The following is an 18,450-nucleotide window of genomic DNA, read 5'->3' as shown; positions in this document are numbered from 1 at the left end:
CCGCTTAAAAGCTTATAAATAAGGGGCTGTCTTCTAAGATGATTTTTTTAAAAGCAGGTTGTCATAGTAAGTGGGCTTATTTGTTTAACCTACTAAGAGGGGAAGAGTATAAGCTTTTAAAGCAAACCTCTTTAAAGCTGAATAAAGTAAAATTTGGTTTAAAACTTCTAGTAATACATTTTGCCATTAGCGATGAGCTTCATGGCGAGCTTTGATTTCTCGCCATTTTCGCACCATTTGAGCTCCTAAAGGAGCCGATTCTTTTCCCCATGCCCCATATTTTAGGTAGACTACTACCACCAATTCAGGATTGCCCCAGCGATCTAGATACAGGAGAGCATGCGAATCGTTAGGTATTTTTTGACTAAAAGCAATGCCTCCGAACCAGACATGAGTATAAAGGTTTGTCCCATCGTAAAAGTCTAAGTCAATATTCTCCATGGATTCCGCTGTGCTGGTTTTTCCAACCATTTCGTCTTTGAGCTCAAGATAGTCGGCAATAGCTTCAGGATATTCACGATAAAAGCGGGAAAGGCTAGTCAATCCCTCAGATAATTGTTTTAAAACTACCTTATGCATACCAATAAGCAAAATATTGCGAATAATATCAGGCATAAATAGGTTTCTTTGGACGAGGGTAGGAGCTTTTTTCACGATTTGGGAGTGATCAAGACAGGCAGCTTCAAGGGGCTGTTTACTCTGTGCTTGTGAACGGTACCCGGCTGTTAAAGAAACTATCTTGGGCTTTAAAACATGCCCTTTATTAGCTATAGCAGACAGCATAATGCTAGTCTGCAGGGGGGTAACAACTAAAGTATGTTGGCCATTAGCCATAGCATAAAGGCCGGTACGATTGGTTATAAGATCATTAGGAACTTTTCCTGCAATTTCACCAGGCAAGTCTATACCTGTGCGTGTGCCAAAAGAGAAATCTAAAGCCGCTTGAGAAAGATCAGCCGGAGAGCTTAAATACTCTGCTGCTAGAATAGAAAAATAAGGATTACTAGAGGTTTCAATGGCACGAATTAGATCAATTTTACCAATGTTTTTGGCATGGCTTTTAAGCATACGGCCTCCCTTGTAATATTGAGGAATAGGAGTGCCATCTTGGTGATAACCTACAAAAGTATCCTTACCTTTTTTAAAGATCTGGTCGACCATAATTAAAGGATTGATGCTGCTAGGAGAGAGTTTATCATTGTTCAGATGCTGATAGCGTTGCTTTAATGCTTCATAAGAGGTAATCAACTTAAAAATAGAGCCCTGCGTTGCAGCTTGCCTATAGGCTTGGGAACGCCCATATCCGTATCCCCGTAGAGGATAAAAAGCGCGGGCAAGATCCTTTTCTATTTGCTTTCCATTAGTTTTGTTGAGGTAACGATAATATCCAAGTAAGGGTCTATCCAGATGATGAAAGCTGCGAAAAGTACGTAAGTAATCTTTAGTCATCTCTTCATCTAAGCCTTTCAAAACAAAAGATAAATTAAAAAAGGCATTTTTCCAAGGAAGTGCCGCATGAGCACCTGCTTGCAGTTCGTTATGCCAGGTTAAAAAGTGATTAAGATAAGGCCTAATTTCTGCTGATCCATGGTAGGGAAGGCGACCTGTCAAAAAGACTAAAAGTAAGTCCCATTGATGTTCATTCCAAAATAAATTAAACATCTCTTTTTCTTGCTTATCAAAATAGTCTATATAAGGCTTGGGGTATTGATGATGGGCTTTTTCTTCTGCCCGTTTTTCTTTTAGAAAAAGCTTTTCATTTTCTTGGCGCCAAGGTATGAAATGTTGTTCATGGAATAATTCTTTAGCCATTTTTTGCGCTGTTTCTTGTAAAGAAATGTAGGCAGCGGAAGAATTTTTATAATCCTCAAGCGATTGCTGTCCTTTTACAGCAAGGAGCTGGGGAGAAAAGCGATCGTTACAGACGGCAAGGCGGCATAGATCAACAAGTAAGATCTTATCATAATGTAAAAATAAAGCAGAAAAATAGGGAGCTAATATTTTCTTTTGTTGTTCAACGCTGTCGGCGTGTGCTTTTAAATTATTCTCAATTGTCAGCTGTGTTGGAAGGGGAATTTTTTCTTTTCGCATTTGAGTTCCATCTTCACCATACAGTAGCTTTAACAGCGCATAGATGTTACAGGTGCCACTTAATTCAATTAACCTATCAATCGCTTGTTGTATAATCACTGCCTTTTGCACGCTATCTACCTCTTGGATAGCCTGCATGATTGGAGTATCGGCTTTCAGTATAAGTTTTAAATAATTATTCCAATCAACCATTAAGGTATCTTCATAAAATTCTTTAGTTTCCTCCTGATAAAGCTCTCTTTCTAGGGGGCGTTTTTGATCCCACATTTCAGCTATATAATTCTCACTTTCAAACCAGCGAATGATGTTGGCTATTTTCTTTTTTGCTGCCTCTGGATTAGCAGCGGGAATAAAATCGTTAGGGTCTGTGCGTGGGTAAGAGGCTAAAGCAAGAACTTCCCCTGATTGGGGATCTAATGCTACTATAGCCCCTCCTTTAATCCATGGTTGCTTGGTAAGCTTGGAAGGATATTTTGATAAACGCGTTTCGCGAATACGTTCATTTTGAATAAGAAGTTGCTCTGCATATTCTTGCAGCTCAGCCGAAATCGTAAGAAGGATGCGCTGTCCTGCTACAGGCTCATGCGAGCCTGATAATTCTCTTAAGAAATTGCCGCGCGAATCAGAATAATAACTTTTCTTGCCATGATAGCCCCTTAGATTATTTTCAAAACTGCCCTCTACTCCGGCCTTCCCTACATAGTCATTAATCGTATAAGCGTGATCGAGAAGATCTTGAAGGCGCTGCCGGGCTTGAGTTAAATTATCAACACCTGAGGGAAGAGGTATTTCGTCCCCTGCATCACTACCTTGAATATATGCTTCCAACATTTTGATCTCCCGCATGATTTTATCATACTCCTGACGGTTAATCGCCCCCATATATCCAATGATATCCGCAGCTACACGTCCTTTAGGATAGTGGCGCTTAGGTACTTTCTGCACATGAAGGCCTAACCAATCCTTTTCAAGCATTTTTAAGCGATAATATTCTTTTTCGGTAAGATCTTCTTTAATTACGAAAGGTATCTGTCCATAAAATGAGCTTTTAGCATGAATAAGATCCTCCAGCCTTAGAGGATCTAAGTGAAGCTCTTCTCCTAGTAGCTGCGACAGCTGCGTAATATACTCTTTACGTTTAAATTTCTTTTTTTTATTTCCTTGAGCATCCTTTTCCCATCTAATCGAAGGAATGTGGCGCAGCTGAGAGTAGATGATAGCAGCCCGATAAGAAATTTTATTCAGAGCTAAGGGATAGTTGAAGCGGTCACGAATAGTAGCTCTTTTAGAGGGTTCAATGACAGTCTTTCGTTGAGGTTTAAGCGCCTCCTCTAATTTGACCTCATATTGGATAACAGCCAGATACCAAATGCGCAGGATAATTACAACCAGGGCGATAAAAATCAGATTAAGGATTTTATTAGCCTTTTCTGGTATATTAAGATTGCTTTTTGCTCTGCGAGAAGAAGAATGTATATGTCGTGCCATGATTTTTATTGTCCGGCTTTGAGAATATACGATTTTGAATTCTAAAGCAAAATAGGATTGCAAAAATTGAATTGATGTTGCAAAAGAATTACCACATCAGGCATAATTTAACTCGCAATCATTAAATGCGCCTGTAGTTCAATGGTAGAACAGTAGCCTTCCAAGCTACGAGTGTCAGTTCGATTCTGATCAGGCGCTCAATTTACAAATTCTAATATCAACCAAGACCGAAATTCTATCTTAAGTAGAATGCCGTCGTCAAAATAAAGGGACAAGGCTTGGCAACACAACAACAAGTTAATGTTACTATTAAAGATCTACTAGAGGCTGGTGCTCATTTTGGTCACCAAACCCGTCGATGGAATCCCAAAATGAAACGTTTCATTTTTGAAGCGCGCAATGGATTATACATCATAGATTTAGCTAAAACACTTCAACAGATAAGATTGGCTACAGAAGTAGTTAAAGAGGTGGTCGCAAAACATCGTTCTATCCTATTTGTAGGGACAAAAAAACAAGCGAAAGTAGTCGTGCGTGAGCTAGCTGAGCAAGCGGGAGAATTTTATGTTTGCGAAAGGTGGCTAGGTGGTATGCTAACTAATATGTCAACAATCCGCCAATCCATTAAAAAGCTTGAACGTATTGAAAAACGTATTACTTCAGGTGGAGAAGGATTAACAAAGAAAGAGCTTTCTTTATTAAATAAAGATTACACGAAACTCAATAGCAATCTTTCAGGAATAAGAGGGATGCGTAAGCTACCAGGCCTGGTGATCGTAGTAGATCCAAGTAAAGAACATATCGCCGTAGCTGAAGCTAACAAATTAGGTATTCCTGTGATGGGCTTAGTGGATACAAACTGTAATCCTGACCCTATCGAATATGTCATTGCCTGTAACGACGATGCTCTTAAGAGCGTTAAACTTATCATCCAAGCATTAGCTCATGCTATTATAGAAAAGAAAAACGAAATGCAAATTGCATTTGGCAAAGGCGATGTAAAAGAAGATGAGGAAAACGAAGAAGGTGTAAGCGGCAAATATGATGAAAAAGATGAGGCCGATGAAAAAGCTTCTGCAATTTCGGAGGTTTAATTTATGTCAAAGATGCCTATTACTGCTACAATGATTAAAGAGCTACGCGAGAGAACCGGCGTAGGGATGGGAAAATGTAAGGAAGCTTTGGAAGAGGCTAATGGAGATATGGAGCTTGCTATTTCAAATCTCCGTAAGGCAGGCATTGCTTCTGCTGTTAAAAAAGAAGGCCGTACTACTAACGAAGGGATGATTGGCTTTTTTGAGAATGACAAGACTGCTGCTATTGTTGAAGTTAACTCAGAGACGGACTTTGTAGCTAAAAATGAACGTTTTAAAGAGTTTTTGGAAAACATTGCTGCAGAGATTGCTAAAACCCATCCTACCTCTTTAGAAGCATTTCTTGCGCAGCCTTATTCTAAAGATGCTTCCATATCTATTGACCAATATCGTGCAACAGTCGTTCAAACGATTGGCGAAAATATCCAGATTAAACGCTTGTTTACCGCTGCAAAGTCTCCATCTAAATCGATTGGTATTTATTCTCACCTTGGTGGTAAAGTAGTTACAATGGTTGAGATAGAAGGCTCTGATGCAGAACAATCTTTAGCTAAAGATATCGCTATGCATGTAGCGGCTGCTCATCCAGAATTTCTTTCTCCTGAAAAAGTTCCCGCAGAGCTTATAAATAATGAGAAAGAGATTGCCAAAAGCCAGATCAAAAACAAGCCAGAGAATTTTATTGATAAGATTGTTGAAGGTAAGCTCAATGCCTATTATGAAAGTGTATGCTTAACCAAGCAAAAATTCATTAGGGACGATAGCAAATCGATTGCCCAGATCGTTGAGGAGCGCGCCAAGCAAAGCGGCAAGCCCCTTCAATTAACTAACTTCTTGCGTTGGACTGTGGGTCAATAGTTAAAGCTCTACTTTCTATAGATTTAAAACGGGAGAAAAAACACTCCCGTTTTTTCATTTGCGGTTATTTCCTTGTTATAGGTATGATGAATATCAATAATTATTCTTTAGTTTAATATGACACCTATTAAGCGATCTCTTTTAATACTAGCTCTCACATTGATGTGGAGCCCTTGTTTTCTCTTGATAAAACTTGCTTTGGTTGATTTTAATCCTGCCACGATTGTTTTTCTGCGAGTCAGCTTAGCTAGTCTAATATTTTGGATAGCTTTACGCTTACAGGGAGGATCTTTACCAAAAAGCTTTACTTTTTGGAAACATTCAGCTTTTATGGCTATATTTTCTTCGGGGCTTCCTTCCTTCTTATTTTGTTATGCTGAAACCTCTATAGAAAGCGCTCTTGCAGCCATACTAAATGGCTGCTCACCCATGTTTACAGCCATTTTAGCTCATTTGTTTTTGCCAAATGATAGAATGTCTATTCATAAGCTCATAGGCATTTTAATAAGCTTTTTTGGAATTTTATTACTATTTTCCCCCAACATTGCTCAAGGCATGGATGGAGATTTTATAGGTATGTCTGCGGCGTTAGTAGGTGCTTTTTGTTATGCTATTAGCCATGTATATGCTAAAAAGTTTATTGCTGGGCAAGCCCGTTTTGTAGCTCCAACGGCCCAATTATTCATGACAGCATTGATGATGTTACCTTTTGTCTTAGGTTCCCTAGAGACAAAATCTAGTTTTACCTTTCCCTCATTAACCAGTATGCTAGCTATTTTAGGGTTGACATTGCTAGGTACATATTTAGCTTTTTTGATTTATTACTATCTTTTAGAGCATTGCGGTCCTACAGCTCTATCAATGGTTTCTTGTTTTTTTCCTGCGGTAGGTATGTTATTAGGCTATTTATTTCTCGATGAAGCTTTAACTGCAGGCGGCATTTTCTCAGCGGGTTTAATCCTTTTAGGGATGTTGATTGTAAATGAAGTCATTAGCTTTAAATGGCGGCGTCTAAGATTCTTTCAGCAAGAAGCTTAATAAGCTAAGCCCTGAGCTCATCTATTGGATAAGCAGAAAGATTTTTTCTTAAGGTGTGTGTGTCTATTAAGAAGTTCTAGAGATTTTTTTTGTTGCATGCTTTGTTTATTTATAAGGGTTTAAGCTAACGCTCTTGCCCAAGGCCTTTAGACTAAAATTTCTTTCTAGCTCCGCAAAGCTACAAATAGACCACCTTGCAAACATGCGGGTCATCTTGAGATTTCTTAAAATTTACAAGGGCTAATTCAGCATATTTATTGTTAAGTTTATCAAGCATGAGCTCGAGAGCTTCCTGGATGCGAGAGGGATAGTGTGTCTTGTAATATTCTAAATCATCAGCTTCTAGATAATAAGGATTATGATTATGGACTTTAGAAGCTGAAATTTGAATAGATAAAAGCACATAAAAAGAATCATTTTTGAGATTAAATCCTCTTCCTTCATAACCTTCATCCCATAAGGAATGACCATAATACACATTCTTCAACTTTCCTTCAGAATTAAACTCTAATTCAGCTAGGCTACATTCTTGAGTTTTAGCATATTTAAGGGAGTGATCAAAATCAATTGATAAGATAGCTGAGGAAAGAGATTTTTTTAAAATTTTCAAGTTATTGTCGGTCAATTTATTTAATGGGTGATTTTCATAATATTTTTTCCATTGAAGTTTGTTTTTAAAAGAACATAATATTTCCTTAGAAACAAATATAATCGTATTAACGAGAGGCACACAATAGATTAGAGCTGTGAATAAGCAAACGATTTTCTTGCTAGTCGATAGAGGCTTTAGCTGGTCTGGGTAGAAAGCCTTATTACAAAAAGTTATGCTAAAATTTTTATAAGCTTGCTTAAAAGGTTCTTGGAATATTGTTTTAGTCGATAGATGAAAATCTCGTTGATTCCTCAAAAGAGCTATTTGCATGCCTAGATCGTCTCCTTGGTATAAGTGTCCTCAAAAATTTATTATATACCTTTTTTCGTACAATTACATCAATAGGCAATTTGGTCCCTCAATTTTTATTACATCTTTATGGCCGAAGGCATGGGCTAGGTCAAAATAATATTGAGCCAATTTTGAGTCTTTCTCCGTCCCTATTCCACTTTCATAACACTGGAATAAATGGTAAGCTGCATTTTTATAGCCATTCTCGAAAGACTTTTTAAAACATTCAAAAGCTTTCCTTAAATCTCTTCTCGTACCTAGTGCTCTTTCATAGCATATGCCTAAATTGCATAAGGCTTCTTGATGATCCTCTATAGCAGCTTGGCTTAAATACTTAAAAGCTTTTGCTTTAACCGAGCAGATCCATGCTTCATCCTCCTGGTCGGAAATACAAATGCTAAGATAGAAATTTAGGTAATGTGCTCCTATTTCACTTAACTCAGCAGTCTCTAGATTTTTATTCTGCTTTTTTAACTTCAATTTTTTTAAATGAATTCTTACAAAAGACATGCCATGGGTAGTTTGGCATAAATGGGTGCGGTTCGTGGGGTTAGGTCTTAACTGCTTAGCGGGAAGATTCATTTTTGTGCTGGCTTCATAGCCAGATGGTGTAGTCCAGGGTTTATTACTTACATTTCCTGCAAAAAGGATGCTTACCACTTCAAGATTTTCGTCGATTACAGGAGAGCCTGAATTTCCATGAAAAGAGTCTAAGTTTGTTTCGATATGTTGTTCACTACATTCTTTTTTTACGGACGCCCCTAGATGAATTTTCAAGGGTAAACCGCGAGGATGCCCTAACATAAAGATTTTTTTATTTAATAAAGACTTTTTTATAAAATTAACTGCTAAAGGTCGACGCCCGATCACTTTTCTATCTAACTTTATTAGAGCCCAATCAATTAGGTGATCCGGCGCACATGTATAATTAAAAAAAACCACTCTTTTAAAACTGTAAATATCTGATTCGCAAAATTCATAATCCTCAGTTCTCATTTTTTGACTTTTCATCTGAAAGCCAAATACGAATTTAATACGTTCTAATTCGCTTTGCGCTTTTAGACTTGTTCGGACAATAACGCCTCTTGCTTTTTTGGGTTTTAATTTCGTATAGGGATTTGAACGTGTAATACAGTGAGCGACAGTAAGAACATGTTGAGGCGATACTAAGAAGGCTGTACTTAATCCAGGAGTAGGCTCGTGGAGAAAAGAATCGGTATGGCCTAAAGGGATTCCTTTAGCTTTTTTAGAAATACGTTCGCCTAATGTTCTCACCCTCTCCGTATCAAATTTATAAGTAATAAAGCCGTAATTATTGATTCTAATTAACTTATGGTCTGGCATCATGCATGCCACACTGTCGGCTTGCTCCTGAATAGTTTTTTCTAAAGACTCACCTAAATTGAGTTCATTGAGTTTATAAAGATTTTCAATGCAAAAATCTTGAGAGTAAAGTTGTGAATTAACGCTTTGCCCAATAGCCATGTTATTTCCTTTCTACAAAAACTATTAATAAGCTTTATTTTTGACCCCTAATTCTTAGATCCGCGGGTTTTATTTCTCTTCCCTATAGAGCAGGCCCTACATAGAAAGAATAGTCGCGATGATAGCGATTCTAGTATTGAACAATCAAACGACTAAAAAAATAAATAATGAACACTTCCTACCATGCCAAAAAAGTAATTTTGCTAAAAGTTAAAAATCTAATTCTTATTTCTTTAAGGGTATAAATTTTACTTTTAAAAATTTATCTATATAGCTGTTATTTAGGTTAATTTCTTTTTCAAAAAGGCTTTTCTTTTTTTGAAGAAGGTTTGCCTGGCTATCCTGTGTGGGAGAAATTCTGAAAGGTTAGAGCTCCCCTCCTTCTCTTTAATTATCGATAGCCAGACATCATCCAGCCACTGGTAAAATTTTTTATCTTTTAACTTATTAGCGTTTTTATCTGTTTTATTATTTGCTGGTTTTAGTGCCCTTTAACCAAAATTTAACTTTATATAAAAGAGTTTCGTTCTTAATGAATTTTTTTTAAGCCTCGTATCAGGGGGGCCTTTATATTACTTCTATTCCTTGAGAAAAAAGTGTGTTAGCTTAAAAGTTGAGGGTAAAAATACTAGGCTTATCCCTACGGGCTATAGCAGAAAAAGAAACGGTTAAAGATGATTGCCTACATGTTTGCTAAATAATGAACCAATAACTTTTTTAGCGTTTTAGTTTATGCTTAAACAGGTTTTTTTATGAAAAGGAAATATAAGAAGGATGAGAAAATAAGAGCGGATTTTAGGTAAACTCCTTCTTTAGAATTTCCTATACTGGAATAAGATTAATTGACCCAACCGCCTCCAAAGGAAGAAGGTAGATAAATTTTTTATATTAATTACCTGTCTAGACTTGTCTTGGGTAGATTTGCTACCGGATAGAAAGGCATGTTATTTTTATTCTTCTTTATTAAATTTTTTAGAGTAGAAAAAATTAATATTCAAAGGTTATAGAGAATATTCTAAGGGAAAATATTTGCCTTTTGCTTAGAGACATTCTCTGAATTATTAAAATCGTTTAAAATAGAGGCTGTTTAACCAGGAGCCTAATATGATAAGAAAACCTTATCCTAGCGATTTAAATAATCAAGAATGGCAAGTGCTTGAACCTATAATATGCAAGAAAAAAGCTGGCAAGCCACCTATGCACTCTAGACGAGAGATGCTTAATGCTATCTTTTATGTCTTAAGGACAGGTTGTCAATGGATAGATCTTCCTCATGATCTTCCTCCTTGGAAATCGGTCTATTCTCAGTTTTTAAGATGGAAACAGAGTAATTTATTCGAACAAATTAATACTTATTTAAGGCGATCGCTTCGCCAAAGCTTAGGCAAATTAGCGGAACCTAGTGCAGCTATAGTCGATAGCCAAAGTATCAAAACAACTGAAAAAAAGGGCTCTGCGGATACGACGGCGGCAAGAAAATTAAAGGTAGGAAAAGGCACATAGTGGTGGATCACTTGGGACTGTTAATAGCAGTTGTAGTAAGTAGCGCAGCTTGTAGCGACAGAGATGGGCTAAAAGCGTTATTTTATTATTTTCAAGGAAAAGTTTTATGGCCAAAAAAAATGTTTGCCGATACAGGATATAGCGGGGAAGAGATGAGATCAGAAGCAGCTTTGCATGGTATTGATTTAACAATCATTAAAAGATCTAAGCAAAAAGGATTTCATCTACAAGCAAAAAGATGGATAGTAGAAAGAACATTTGCCTGGTTTGGCAAATGCCGCAGATTAAGCAAGGATTATGAGACCTTAACCAACACCAGCCAAGCGTTCCTCTACTTAGCGATGATACGTCTGATGGTAAGAAGAATAGCGCAATAAATTAATTCAGAGAATGTCTCTTAATGAAGCCAAATGATAGAAAAGATTTATTAAAATTAAAGGAATTAAGGAGGATAAATAACGATTTCTTTCATTTAAATGATGAGATGCAGGTAAAAAAGCCTTGATTGGCTTTCTTAACGCCTAATGGAAAGGTGATTGTAAATTATTAGAGCTATATTCTATGATGCTTGAGCTAAGAAAGATCCAAGGTGCTCTAAAGAGGATGAAGCAATAATGGCAAATGCAATGCAATGGATTGATTCGCATGCTCATTTAACAGATTCTACTTTTACGGCTGTTGATTCACTTTTACAACGTGCACAGCATGCAGGTGTGCGCTCGGTTATAAATATTTGCACAAGTATTAGCACTTTAAAAGCAGGTTTAGAATTATCTAAAAATTATCCATGGATTTATAATGCTGCCGCTACACCTCCTCATGATGTAGAAAAAGAAGGCGAAAACGTTTTTGCTGTGATTGCTAGGCATGCACGCAAAGGCCATTTAGTCGCCATAGGTGAGACGGGATTAGACTACCATTATTATGCTTCTTCGTCTGCTATTCAAAAAGATTTCTTGCGGCGTTATTTTCACTTAGCCTTAGAATGTAAGTTGCCTGTGGTGATTCACTGTAGAAATGCTTTTAAAGATTTCTTTGAAATTTTAGATAAAGAATATATGAGTAGCAATGGTAAACATCATCCCGGAGTTTTGCATTGTTTTACGGGCACTATAGAGGAGGCTGAACAGGTCATAGAGCGAGGATGGTACTTATCAATAAGTGGGATATTGACCTTTAAAAATAGCGAAGAGTTGCGGCAGATTGTAAAGAGGATACCTCTAGAAAAGTTGTTGATAGAAACAGATGCGCCTTATTTAGCACCGCAGACTCGACGGGGAAAAATAAACGAGCCTGCTTATATAGTAGAAACAGCTCAAACTATTGCTCAGCTAAAAGATATCTCTTTGAAAGAATTAGCCGACCAAACAGTAAGAAATGCTTGTGAATTATTTAAAATAAAAATTTGATAAAACTTTTAAAAATTGTAAGATTAAGTTAATATCATGCACAATCACACGTTTATATGGTTAATGTATGGCAAATAATATTATGCGCATTTGCAGCTTAGGGGATCACTTTTGGTATCCTGAAATAAATAAACAGATTAATTTGCTTATAAAGCATCCTAGGCACCATGTAGAAGTGGATTGTAGAACTCTTTATAAAAAGCATTCAAAAACGCTTACCGCTCGGATTACTGTAATTGCTTCTAAAATTTTTCATAGTCTGAAATTGTTTTTTCTTTCTCAATATCGACTAGCTTTTGACCGCGCCGTTAAAACTCTTATTTACTCAGAAGAAATAAAAACCAAAGTAGTCAGCAAGCCCTCCATTGCTTCGGAGCCTGAGTCTCTTAAGCCTTTATCAGAAGATGATTCTTTTAAACCTTTAACGGATGTACTGACGGCTGAAAAGATTGCAAAAAGAGAGCAGCTAGCTTTATTCAATAAAAAAAATCAGGCAGCCATAGCTATTCAGAGATTTTATCGCAAAATGAAGTTTATTGATAAAAAAATAGAAGAAGAAAAAGCTTCAAGAATCCATGTTCTAAATGCTTTTTACGCTTTAATTCAATATAGTGTCCATAAAGAGAACCTTAAAAGATTGGATGAAAATCTTAATTCTCAATGGCGTATAGTAAGTTTTTTTAAGAGCGAGAGCGATCTTGATCAGCATATACGCCTGACAGCTTTAGAGCAAATGAAGACTTTACGAGAAAAGTTAGTAGAAAACACTAGAATTTCTTCTACTTTAAAAATAAAAATCGACGATGAGAATCTGGCTCCGGAGATCGTTTTAAAAGAAATTAACCGCGAGATCAGTATTCAAGAAACAAATTTGGCAAAAATTGATAAACGTATTATAGAGTTGAGAAGTCAAAAAATAGCTAAGTAGCAATAAAATAAAAATCATTTAAGCATTTGTTTATAAAAAGCCTAGTGGCTGCCTTTTTTCTCTTATGAAAAGACTTTAAGCTTTTTACTAAAGAGGCTGTTGTTTTAAATGGCTTATAAGCCTTACCAGGAAATACAAAGTGGCTGAAAGCACATAGACAGATTAAGCAGGTAAGACAAATAGGTAGGAAGCTTAGATTTTTTTTAAACTCTCTACTTGATAGACTAGCTCGGCTCCTAACAAAAATCTCTTCCCCCCTCATTAGAAAAATTTAGGAAATCATGAACTATATACTTTTTTTAATAGCTATATTGAGTTGTTTAAGTCGTTTAGTTGCTGCTGAACCTCTTTATAATTTGAAGGAAACAGAACCTACCGTAGTAGTAAAAAATGAACTTAAACGTTTAGATCAACTCATCTTTGTCACTGAAATGAATTTAGAGCAGCAAAAAGCTTTGCGGGAACTTTTTCTTTATTACCAGGATCGACAATCTTCCTATTTACAAAATCCTCAGGATAAAGAATCTACTTTACATATGGTAAAAGCTGCTTATCAATTGTTAGAAGCTATAAAAGCCAACCATCTGCTACAGACTTTTGATACAGAGTTTATTAGTCAATTGACTTTCTTTTCACAATTTGCGACTAAACAGGGAATCCCCAGCCCTTAAGAGCCATGGATATTATTTACTATCTTGATCGAAAAAATGGCAAGCGTGAAATAGAAAAAGTGTATGGGGCCAGAGCCCTTAAGCTTTTATATGGTCACGATTGGATCAGCAAACTAGTAGGGCCTGTGCTTTTACATAGTTTAGTAAAATATTCTTTTTTCTCAGCCTGGTATGGTAAATGGCAAGCTTCGGTTAAGTCTAAGAATAAAATAGAGCCTTTCATTCGTGAATTTGGCTTAGACCCACTAGAATTTTTAGAAGAAGTTTCTTATTTTAAGTCTTTTAATGATTTCTTTATTCGCAAGCTTAAACCTACAGCTCGCCCTCTTGCTTCCGGAGAGGATGTAGCTATTATTCCTGCTGATGGACGTTACTTATTCTACTCCGATCTATCCCAAGTGGATGGCTTTATCGTCAAGGGAGAGAAATTTGATTTAACAAGTTTATTAGACGATGCTGATTTAGCCGCGCACTATGCTAAGGGAGCTATGGCCATCGCTCGGCTTTGTCCTACCGATTATCATCGTTACCATTTTCCCTGTGATTGCGTGGCTGGCAAAACAAAAATCATTAATGGTTGGCTTTACTCTGTCAATCCTGCGGCCTTAAAAAAAGATATTCATATTTTTACTAAGAACAAGAGAACTCTTTGTAAATTAGCTACATCCTCCTTTGGTTGTATCTTGTTTTTAGAAATCGGAGCGACTAATGTAGGTAGTATTCACGAAACCTATCAGCCTGATGTGCTGCAAAAAAAAGGAGATGAAAAAGGCTATTTTTCATTTGGCGGTTCTTCCTTAATCTTATTATTTGAGCCTGGTAAGATTCAATTTGATCAAGATTTGCTAGCTGCTAGCCGGCAAGGTTTAGAAATTAAATGTTTAATGGGCCAGAGTATGGGAAAAGCACTTAGCTAACAGGGGCAAATCTCCGATGGCTCTCAGCCCTCAATTTTTAATGAATTTTCTAAAAGCTTATAGAGCTTATACGCTTTTGAAGTACTTCTTATGCAGCTCCGTACTTTATAAAAGTCCTTTCCTTAAGGAGAGAGATAGCTTGCAGAGGGTTAAATATATAGACTAAGTTTTTTTTAAGCGTATTATCCTTTCCTTCGCTTTAGATAATCCTTCTTCCTTACCTAATTGTATGTCTAATTCTTAATCCAAAGTCTCCCAAAGCAACAAACTTCCCCTAGATTCTGTTGCATGCATGAAAGGGGGGCTGAATGTTTATCTAAATAATCTATTTTTTCTTTTAAAGAATACCCTTAAAAAGGGAATACTTAAGCCTGCATTTTAAAAAGAAAGAGTTTCCCTTTAACGATTTTCTAACTTCTTAAAGGCTTGGTTTTTTCAATGGATGATCGCGTAAGAAGCTTCCCAAAAGCGCATAAGCAAAGAAAAAGCTTTTGAGGCTTATTTCTAGAGTTTATGCACGTTGCTTGTATTAAAAGCAATTTTTAAGTATTCTTATCTTCTTAAATGCCTAAAAAAGTTGAGATATCATGTTTGGATTTTTAAAAAAAATTTTTGGTTCGGCTCAGGATCGTCTAAGACGAAAATATTTTAAAATAGCACAAGAAGTTAATGAGTATGATGCTAAGTTTCAAAATTTAAGTGATGAGGCACTGCGGGCAAAAACGCAAGAGTTTCAGGAACGATACAAAAAAGGTGAAACATTAGAGCTTTTACTTCCGGAAGCCTATGCCGTGGTAAAAAACGCTTGTAGGCGCTTAGCAGGCACAGAAATTCACGTTTCAGGTTATCATCAGAAATGGGATATGGTCCCTTATGATGTACAGATAGTAGGGGCTATTGCTTTACATCATGGCTCAATTGCCGAAATGCAAACTGGCGAAGGTAAAACTCTAACGGCAGTAATGCCTCTTTATCTAAATGCTCTTACTAAAAAACCTGTTCATTTGGTTACTGTTAACGATTATCTAGCTCAGCGTGACTGTGAATGGGTAGGAACTGTTTTTCGTTGGTTGGGATTGACTACAGGTGCTTTAACAAATGATACGCCAATGGAGGAACGTAAAAAAGTTTATCTTAGCGATATTGTTTATGGAACTGCCTCTGAATTTGGCTTCGACTATTTACGCGATAATTCCATGGCTTCTAGTAAAGAAGAGCAAGTTCAACGTGGCTATTACTATGCTATTATTGATGAAGTGGACTCCATCTTAATCGATGAAGCTAGAACTCCCTTGATTATCTCAGGGCCTGTACCTGTTAGCCGACAAATGTATGATGAGCTTAAACAAAGCGTAGCAGATATGGTACGCTTCCAACGCGATTTATGTAATCGTCTTGCTTCTGAAGCTAAAAAAACTTTAGATGTTTTAAAGCCTAATGAAGGTTTTTCTGCAAAAGCAAAGCGCGATAAAAAGGAAGAAGAGCAAGAAAAAGAGGCTTATCGCAAGCTGTGGTTAGTAGGTAAGGGCACGCCTAACAATAAAATCTTAAAACGTTTGAAAGAGGATCCAGATGTTCGAGCGGCTATTGATAAATGGGATTTATACTATTATTCAGATCCTAATAAAGAAGAAAAGCATACAGCTTTAGCAGAACTTTATATTCTTATTGATGAAAAAAGCAATGAGTATGAATTAACGGACAAAGGGATTAATCTCTGGAAAGAGGTCGTAGGCAGTGATCATGGCGATGACTTTATCATGCTAGATATTAGCCATGAATACTTACAAATCGATGAAGATGCCTCTTTAGATGAAACGGCTCGAGTGCAAAAAAAGTTAGAAGTGCAAGAAGAGGATGCTAAGCGGAAAGAACGAGCGCATAATCTTCGCCAGTTATTGCGTGCGCATCTACTGATGGAAAAAGATGTCGATTACATTGTCCAGGATGATAAAATTATTATCATTGATGAAAATACCGGACGCCCTCAGCCTGGTAGGCGTTTTTCTGATGGCCTGCATCAGGCTATAGAAGCAAAAGAAGCCGTTTCCATCCAAAAGGAGACGCAAACGTATGCGACTATTACTTTACAAAACTTTTTCCGTATGTATGAAAAGATAGCAGGGATGAGCGGGACTGCCGTAACAGAAGCTAATGAATTTAAGCAAATTTATAAATTAGACGTCCTGGAAATACCTACTCATAAACCTTGCTTGCGCAAAGATTTCAATGATGAAATTTATATGACTGAACGTGAGAAATACAGCGCAATTTTAAAAGACGTACGTGAGGTGCATGAAGCAGGCCGTCCTCTTTTAATTGGAACAGAATCGGTAGAGGTTTCAGAAAAACTTTCCCGTATTTTTAAACAAAACAAATTAGAGCACACGGTTTTAAACGCTAAGAATCACGCCAGAGAAGCGGAAATTATAGCGAGTGCGGGTAGCCGTGGAGCTATTACTATTGCCACTAATATGGCAGGCCGAGGAACAGATATTAAACTTGAAGCTGGTGTCGCTGGGATAGGGGGCCTTTATGTCATGGGGACCACTCGTCATCAATCACGTCGTATTGATCGCCAATTGCGGGGCCGATGTGCTCGTTTAGGAGATCCTGGTTCATCTAAATTCTATGTTTCTTTTGAAGACTCTTTACTGCGCTTATTTGCTTCTCCTCGCTTGACAGCTGTGTTACAGAAATTTCGTCCTCCTGAAGGGGAGCCGATTTCTGCTTCCATGCTTAATAAATCTATCGAAACTGCTCAAAAACGTATCGAGCAACGTAACTATACAATTCGTAAGCATACACTAGAGTATGATGATGTGATGAATAAGCAACGAAAAGAAATTTACTCTTTCCGCAATGATATTTTACATGCGCTAGATATTAAACCCCTTGCTATTGAAGTTTTAGAGTCTGTTTGCCAAGCAGCCGCGGAGAAGTATTTTAAAAATCGCGGAGAGGAGAACGGCTGGAATCCAGAGGACTATCGTCATTGGCTAATTAGCCACTTTCCTGTAAGCTTTCCTGAAGGGCACTTCGATGATGAACACGCAGATATGATAGATCTTGAGAAAAAAGCGATTGATCAAATCGTAAAAGCCTTTAATGAAAAATATGAACGTGAAGATCTAAAAGCTCCTGCCCAATCTGGCCAAGGGGAAAAGCTAGTGCCTGCTTCCAGACCTGTTAACGAAGCTATTCGTAATCTAATGATTCGTAAGCTAGATCAACGCTGGCAAGAACATCTATTAGCTATGGATCATTTGCGCTCGGATGTTAACTTGCGTACGTTTGGTCAGCGCGATCCTTTGATGGAGTTTAAGCAAGAAGCTTTTATTCTTTTTGATGAATTAGGTAATTTATTAAGAGGCGAGATTGCCCAAGGACTCTTTCGTTTTGAAATCTTAACGCAGGATCATCCTGCTATCCAACAATTATTAAGCCAGATGCGCCTTGAGACCCAACGCTCGTTGGTCGCCGACTTAGATGGGGACTCTCTACCTGCTCTTTCCACGAATAATAATGAAGAAGCAAGGGAAAGCAATGCTCCTGCTGTTCGTTTACAACCCTTGGTTGTCGAGCCTAAGGCAGGACGCAATGAAAGTTGTCCTTGTGGCAGTGGTAAAAAATATAAAAAATGCTGTGGCCTTCAACAAGAAGTGGGAGAGCAAGTTTCTTAAAAGCATGGATTAGGAGCTCTTCTCATCAAAAGGGCTCCTTTTTTTCCTTGTATCTTTTAAGGTTTCTGATTAAGCAAAAAAATCTTAGGCAAATCTTTTAGAGTTTATGAGACCAAACAGCAGACAGTCACTCTCATTCTCACCTGGATTATCTTTAGTTGATTTTATCATTTTAAGAAAGAAGGGGAATTGATTAATCTTTTAAAGATCTTATTTCTCATCCTAGGTGCTTTGTTGAGGAAAAGCAGTTTAAAGGCGCTCATTTTCTGGACAGAAGAAGGCTTAAAGTTAAGGAAAAGAAAGGTGAATGAAGAAAACCTTATAAGGTAACTCAAAGGTTTC

The 18,450-nt window shown here is 37.2% G+C and carries 11 protein-coding genes, 1 tRNA gene and 1 pseudogene; 10 read left to right on the top strand and 3 right to left on the bottom strand.

The annotated features are described in order from the left end of the window. Window positions 1-186 precede the first annotated feature (186 nt). Window positions 187-3,579 (bottom strand): penicillin-binding transpeptidase domain-containing protein, encoded by a 3,393-nt coding sequence (locus TY21_RS08765; RefSeq protein ID WP_042239515.1) that lies wholly within the window; start codon window positions 3,577-3,579, stop codon window positions 187-189. Between the two features lie 127 nt (window positions 3,580-3,706). On the opposite strand from TY21_RS08765, the gene TY21_RS08760 reads away from it, so the two are divergent. The 4 genes from TY21_RS08760 to TY21_RS08745 all read left to right on the top strand — a co-directional run bounded on the left by TY21_RS08760 (window position 3,707) and on the right by TY21_RS08745 (window position 6,569). After that, window positions 3,707-3,777, top strand: a tRNA-Gly gene (locus tag TY21_RS08760). 80 nt (window positions 3,778-3,857) lie between these two features. After that, window positions 3,858-4,673 carry a 30S ribosomal protein S2 gene (gene rpsB / locus TY21_RS08755; RefSeq protein WP_039386639.1) on the top strand — a complete coding sequence of 272 codons (816 nt, stop codon included), beginning with the start codon at window positions 3,858-3,860 and terminating at the stop codon, window positions 4,671-4,673. A 3-nt stretch (window positions 4,674-4,676) separates the two neighbouring features. After that, window positions 4,677-5,531 carry a translation elongation factor Ts gene (gene tsf, locus TY21_RS08750; RefSeq protein WP_232044354.1) on the top strand — a complete coding sequence of 285 codons (855 nt, stop codon included), beginning with the start codon at window positions 4,677-4,679 and terminating at the stop codon, window positions 5,529-5,531. Between the two features lie 117 nt (window positions 5,532-5,648). Continuing rightward, complete coding sequence (locus TY21_RS08745) at window positions 5,649-6,569, top strand: DMT family transporter (protein WP_042239517.1); 921 nt, start codon at window positions 5,649-5,651, stop codon at window positions 6,567-6,569. Window positions 6,570-6,747: 178 nt separating this feature from the next. Here the strand turns inward: TY21_RS08745 and TY21_RS08740 are convergent, their stop codons facing one another. Both TY21_RS08740 and TY21_RS08735 read right to left on the bottom strand, forming a co-directional pair. Beyond that, window positions 6,748-7,491 (bottom strand): hypothetical protein, encoded by a 744-nt coding sequence (locus tag TY21_RS08740; protein WP_042239519.1) that lies wholly within the window; start codon window positions 7,489-7,491, stop codon window positions 6,748-6,750. Between the two features lie 63 nt (window positions 7,492-7,554). Then, window positions 7,555-8,997, bottom strand: a complete 1,443-nt coding sequence (locus tag TY21_RS08735) for a trypsin-like peptidase domain-containing protein (protein ID WP_052244091.1) — start codon at window positions 8,995-8,997, stop codon at window positions 7,555-7,557. Window positions 8,998-10,101: 1,104 nt separating this feature from the next. Here TY21_RS08735 and TY21_RS11945 point away from each other — a divergent pair. The 6 genes and pseudogenes from TY21_RS11945 (at window position 10,102) to secA (ending at window position 18,108) form a co-directional block, all read left to right on the top strand. Further along, a pseudogene (locus TY21_RS11945) lies at window positions 10,102-10,877 on the top strand (IS5 family transposase). Between the two features lie 237 nt (window positions 10,878-11,114). Beyond that, window positions 11,115-11,909 (top strand): TatD family hydrolase, encoded by a 795-nt coding sequence (locus TY21_RS08725; RefSeq protein ID WP_052354557.1) that lies wholly within the window; start codon window positions 11,115-11,117, stop codon window positions 11,907-11,909. 67 nt (window positions 11,910-11,976) lie between these two features. Further along, the gene (locus TY21_RS08720; RefSeq protein WP_042241672.1) at window positions 11,977-12,837 is read left to right on the top strand and encodes a hypothetical protein; all 861 of its coding nucleotides are present in this window, start codon (window positions 11,977-11,979) and stop codon (window positions 12,835-12,837) included. Between the two features lie 281 nt (window positions 12,838-13,118). Continuing rightward, the gene (locus TY21_RS08715) at window positions 13,119-13,508 is read left to right on the top strand and encodes a hypothetical protein (protein WP_042241678.1); all 390 of its coding nucleotides are present in this window, start codon (window positions 13,119-13,121) and stop codon (window positions 13,506-13,508) included. Between the two features lie 5 nt (window positions 13,509-13,513). Continuing rightward, window positions 13,514-14,425: an archaetidylserine decarboxylase gene (gene asd, locus TY21_RS08710; RefSeq protein ID WP_042241681.1), complete on the top strand. Its 912-nt coding sequence runs from the start codon at window positions 13,514-13,516 to the stop codon at window positions 14,423-14,425. A 587-nt stretch (window positions 14,426-15,012) separates the two neighbouring features. After that, entirely contained in the window at window positions 15,013-18,108 is a 3,096-nt protein-coding gene (secA, locus tag TY21_RS08705; RefSeq protein WP_042241686.1) for a preprotein translocase subunit SecA, read from the top strand. The last annotated feature ends 342 nt before the right edge of the window (window positions 18,109-18,450 follow it).

Origin of the sequence: Neochlamydia sp. S13 (genome assembly GCF_000648235.2) — a bacterium.
GTDB lineage: Bacteria > Chlamydiota > Chlamydiia > Chlamydiales > Parachlamydiaceae > Neochlamydia.
This window is presented reverse-complemented; position numbering and strand designations above follow the sequence as displayed.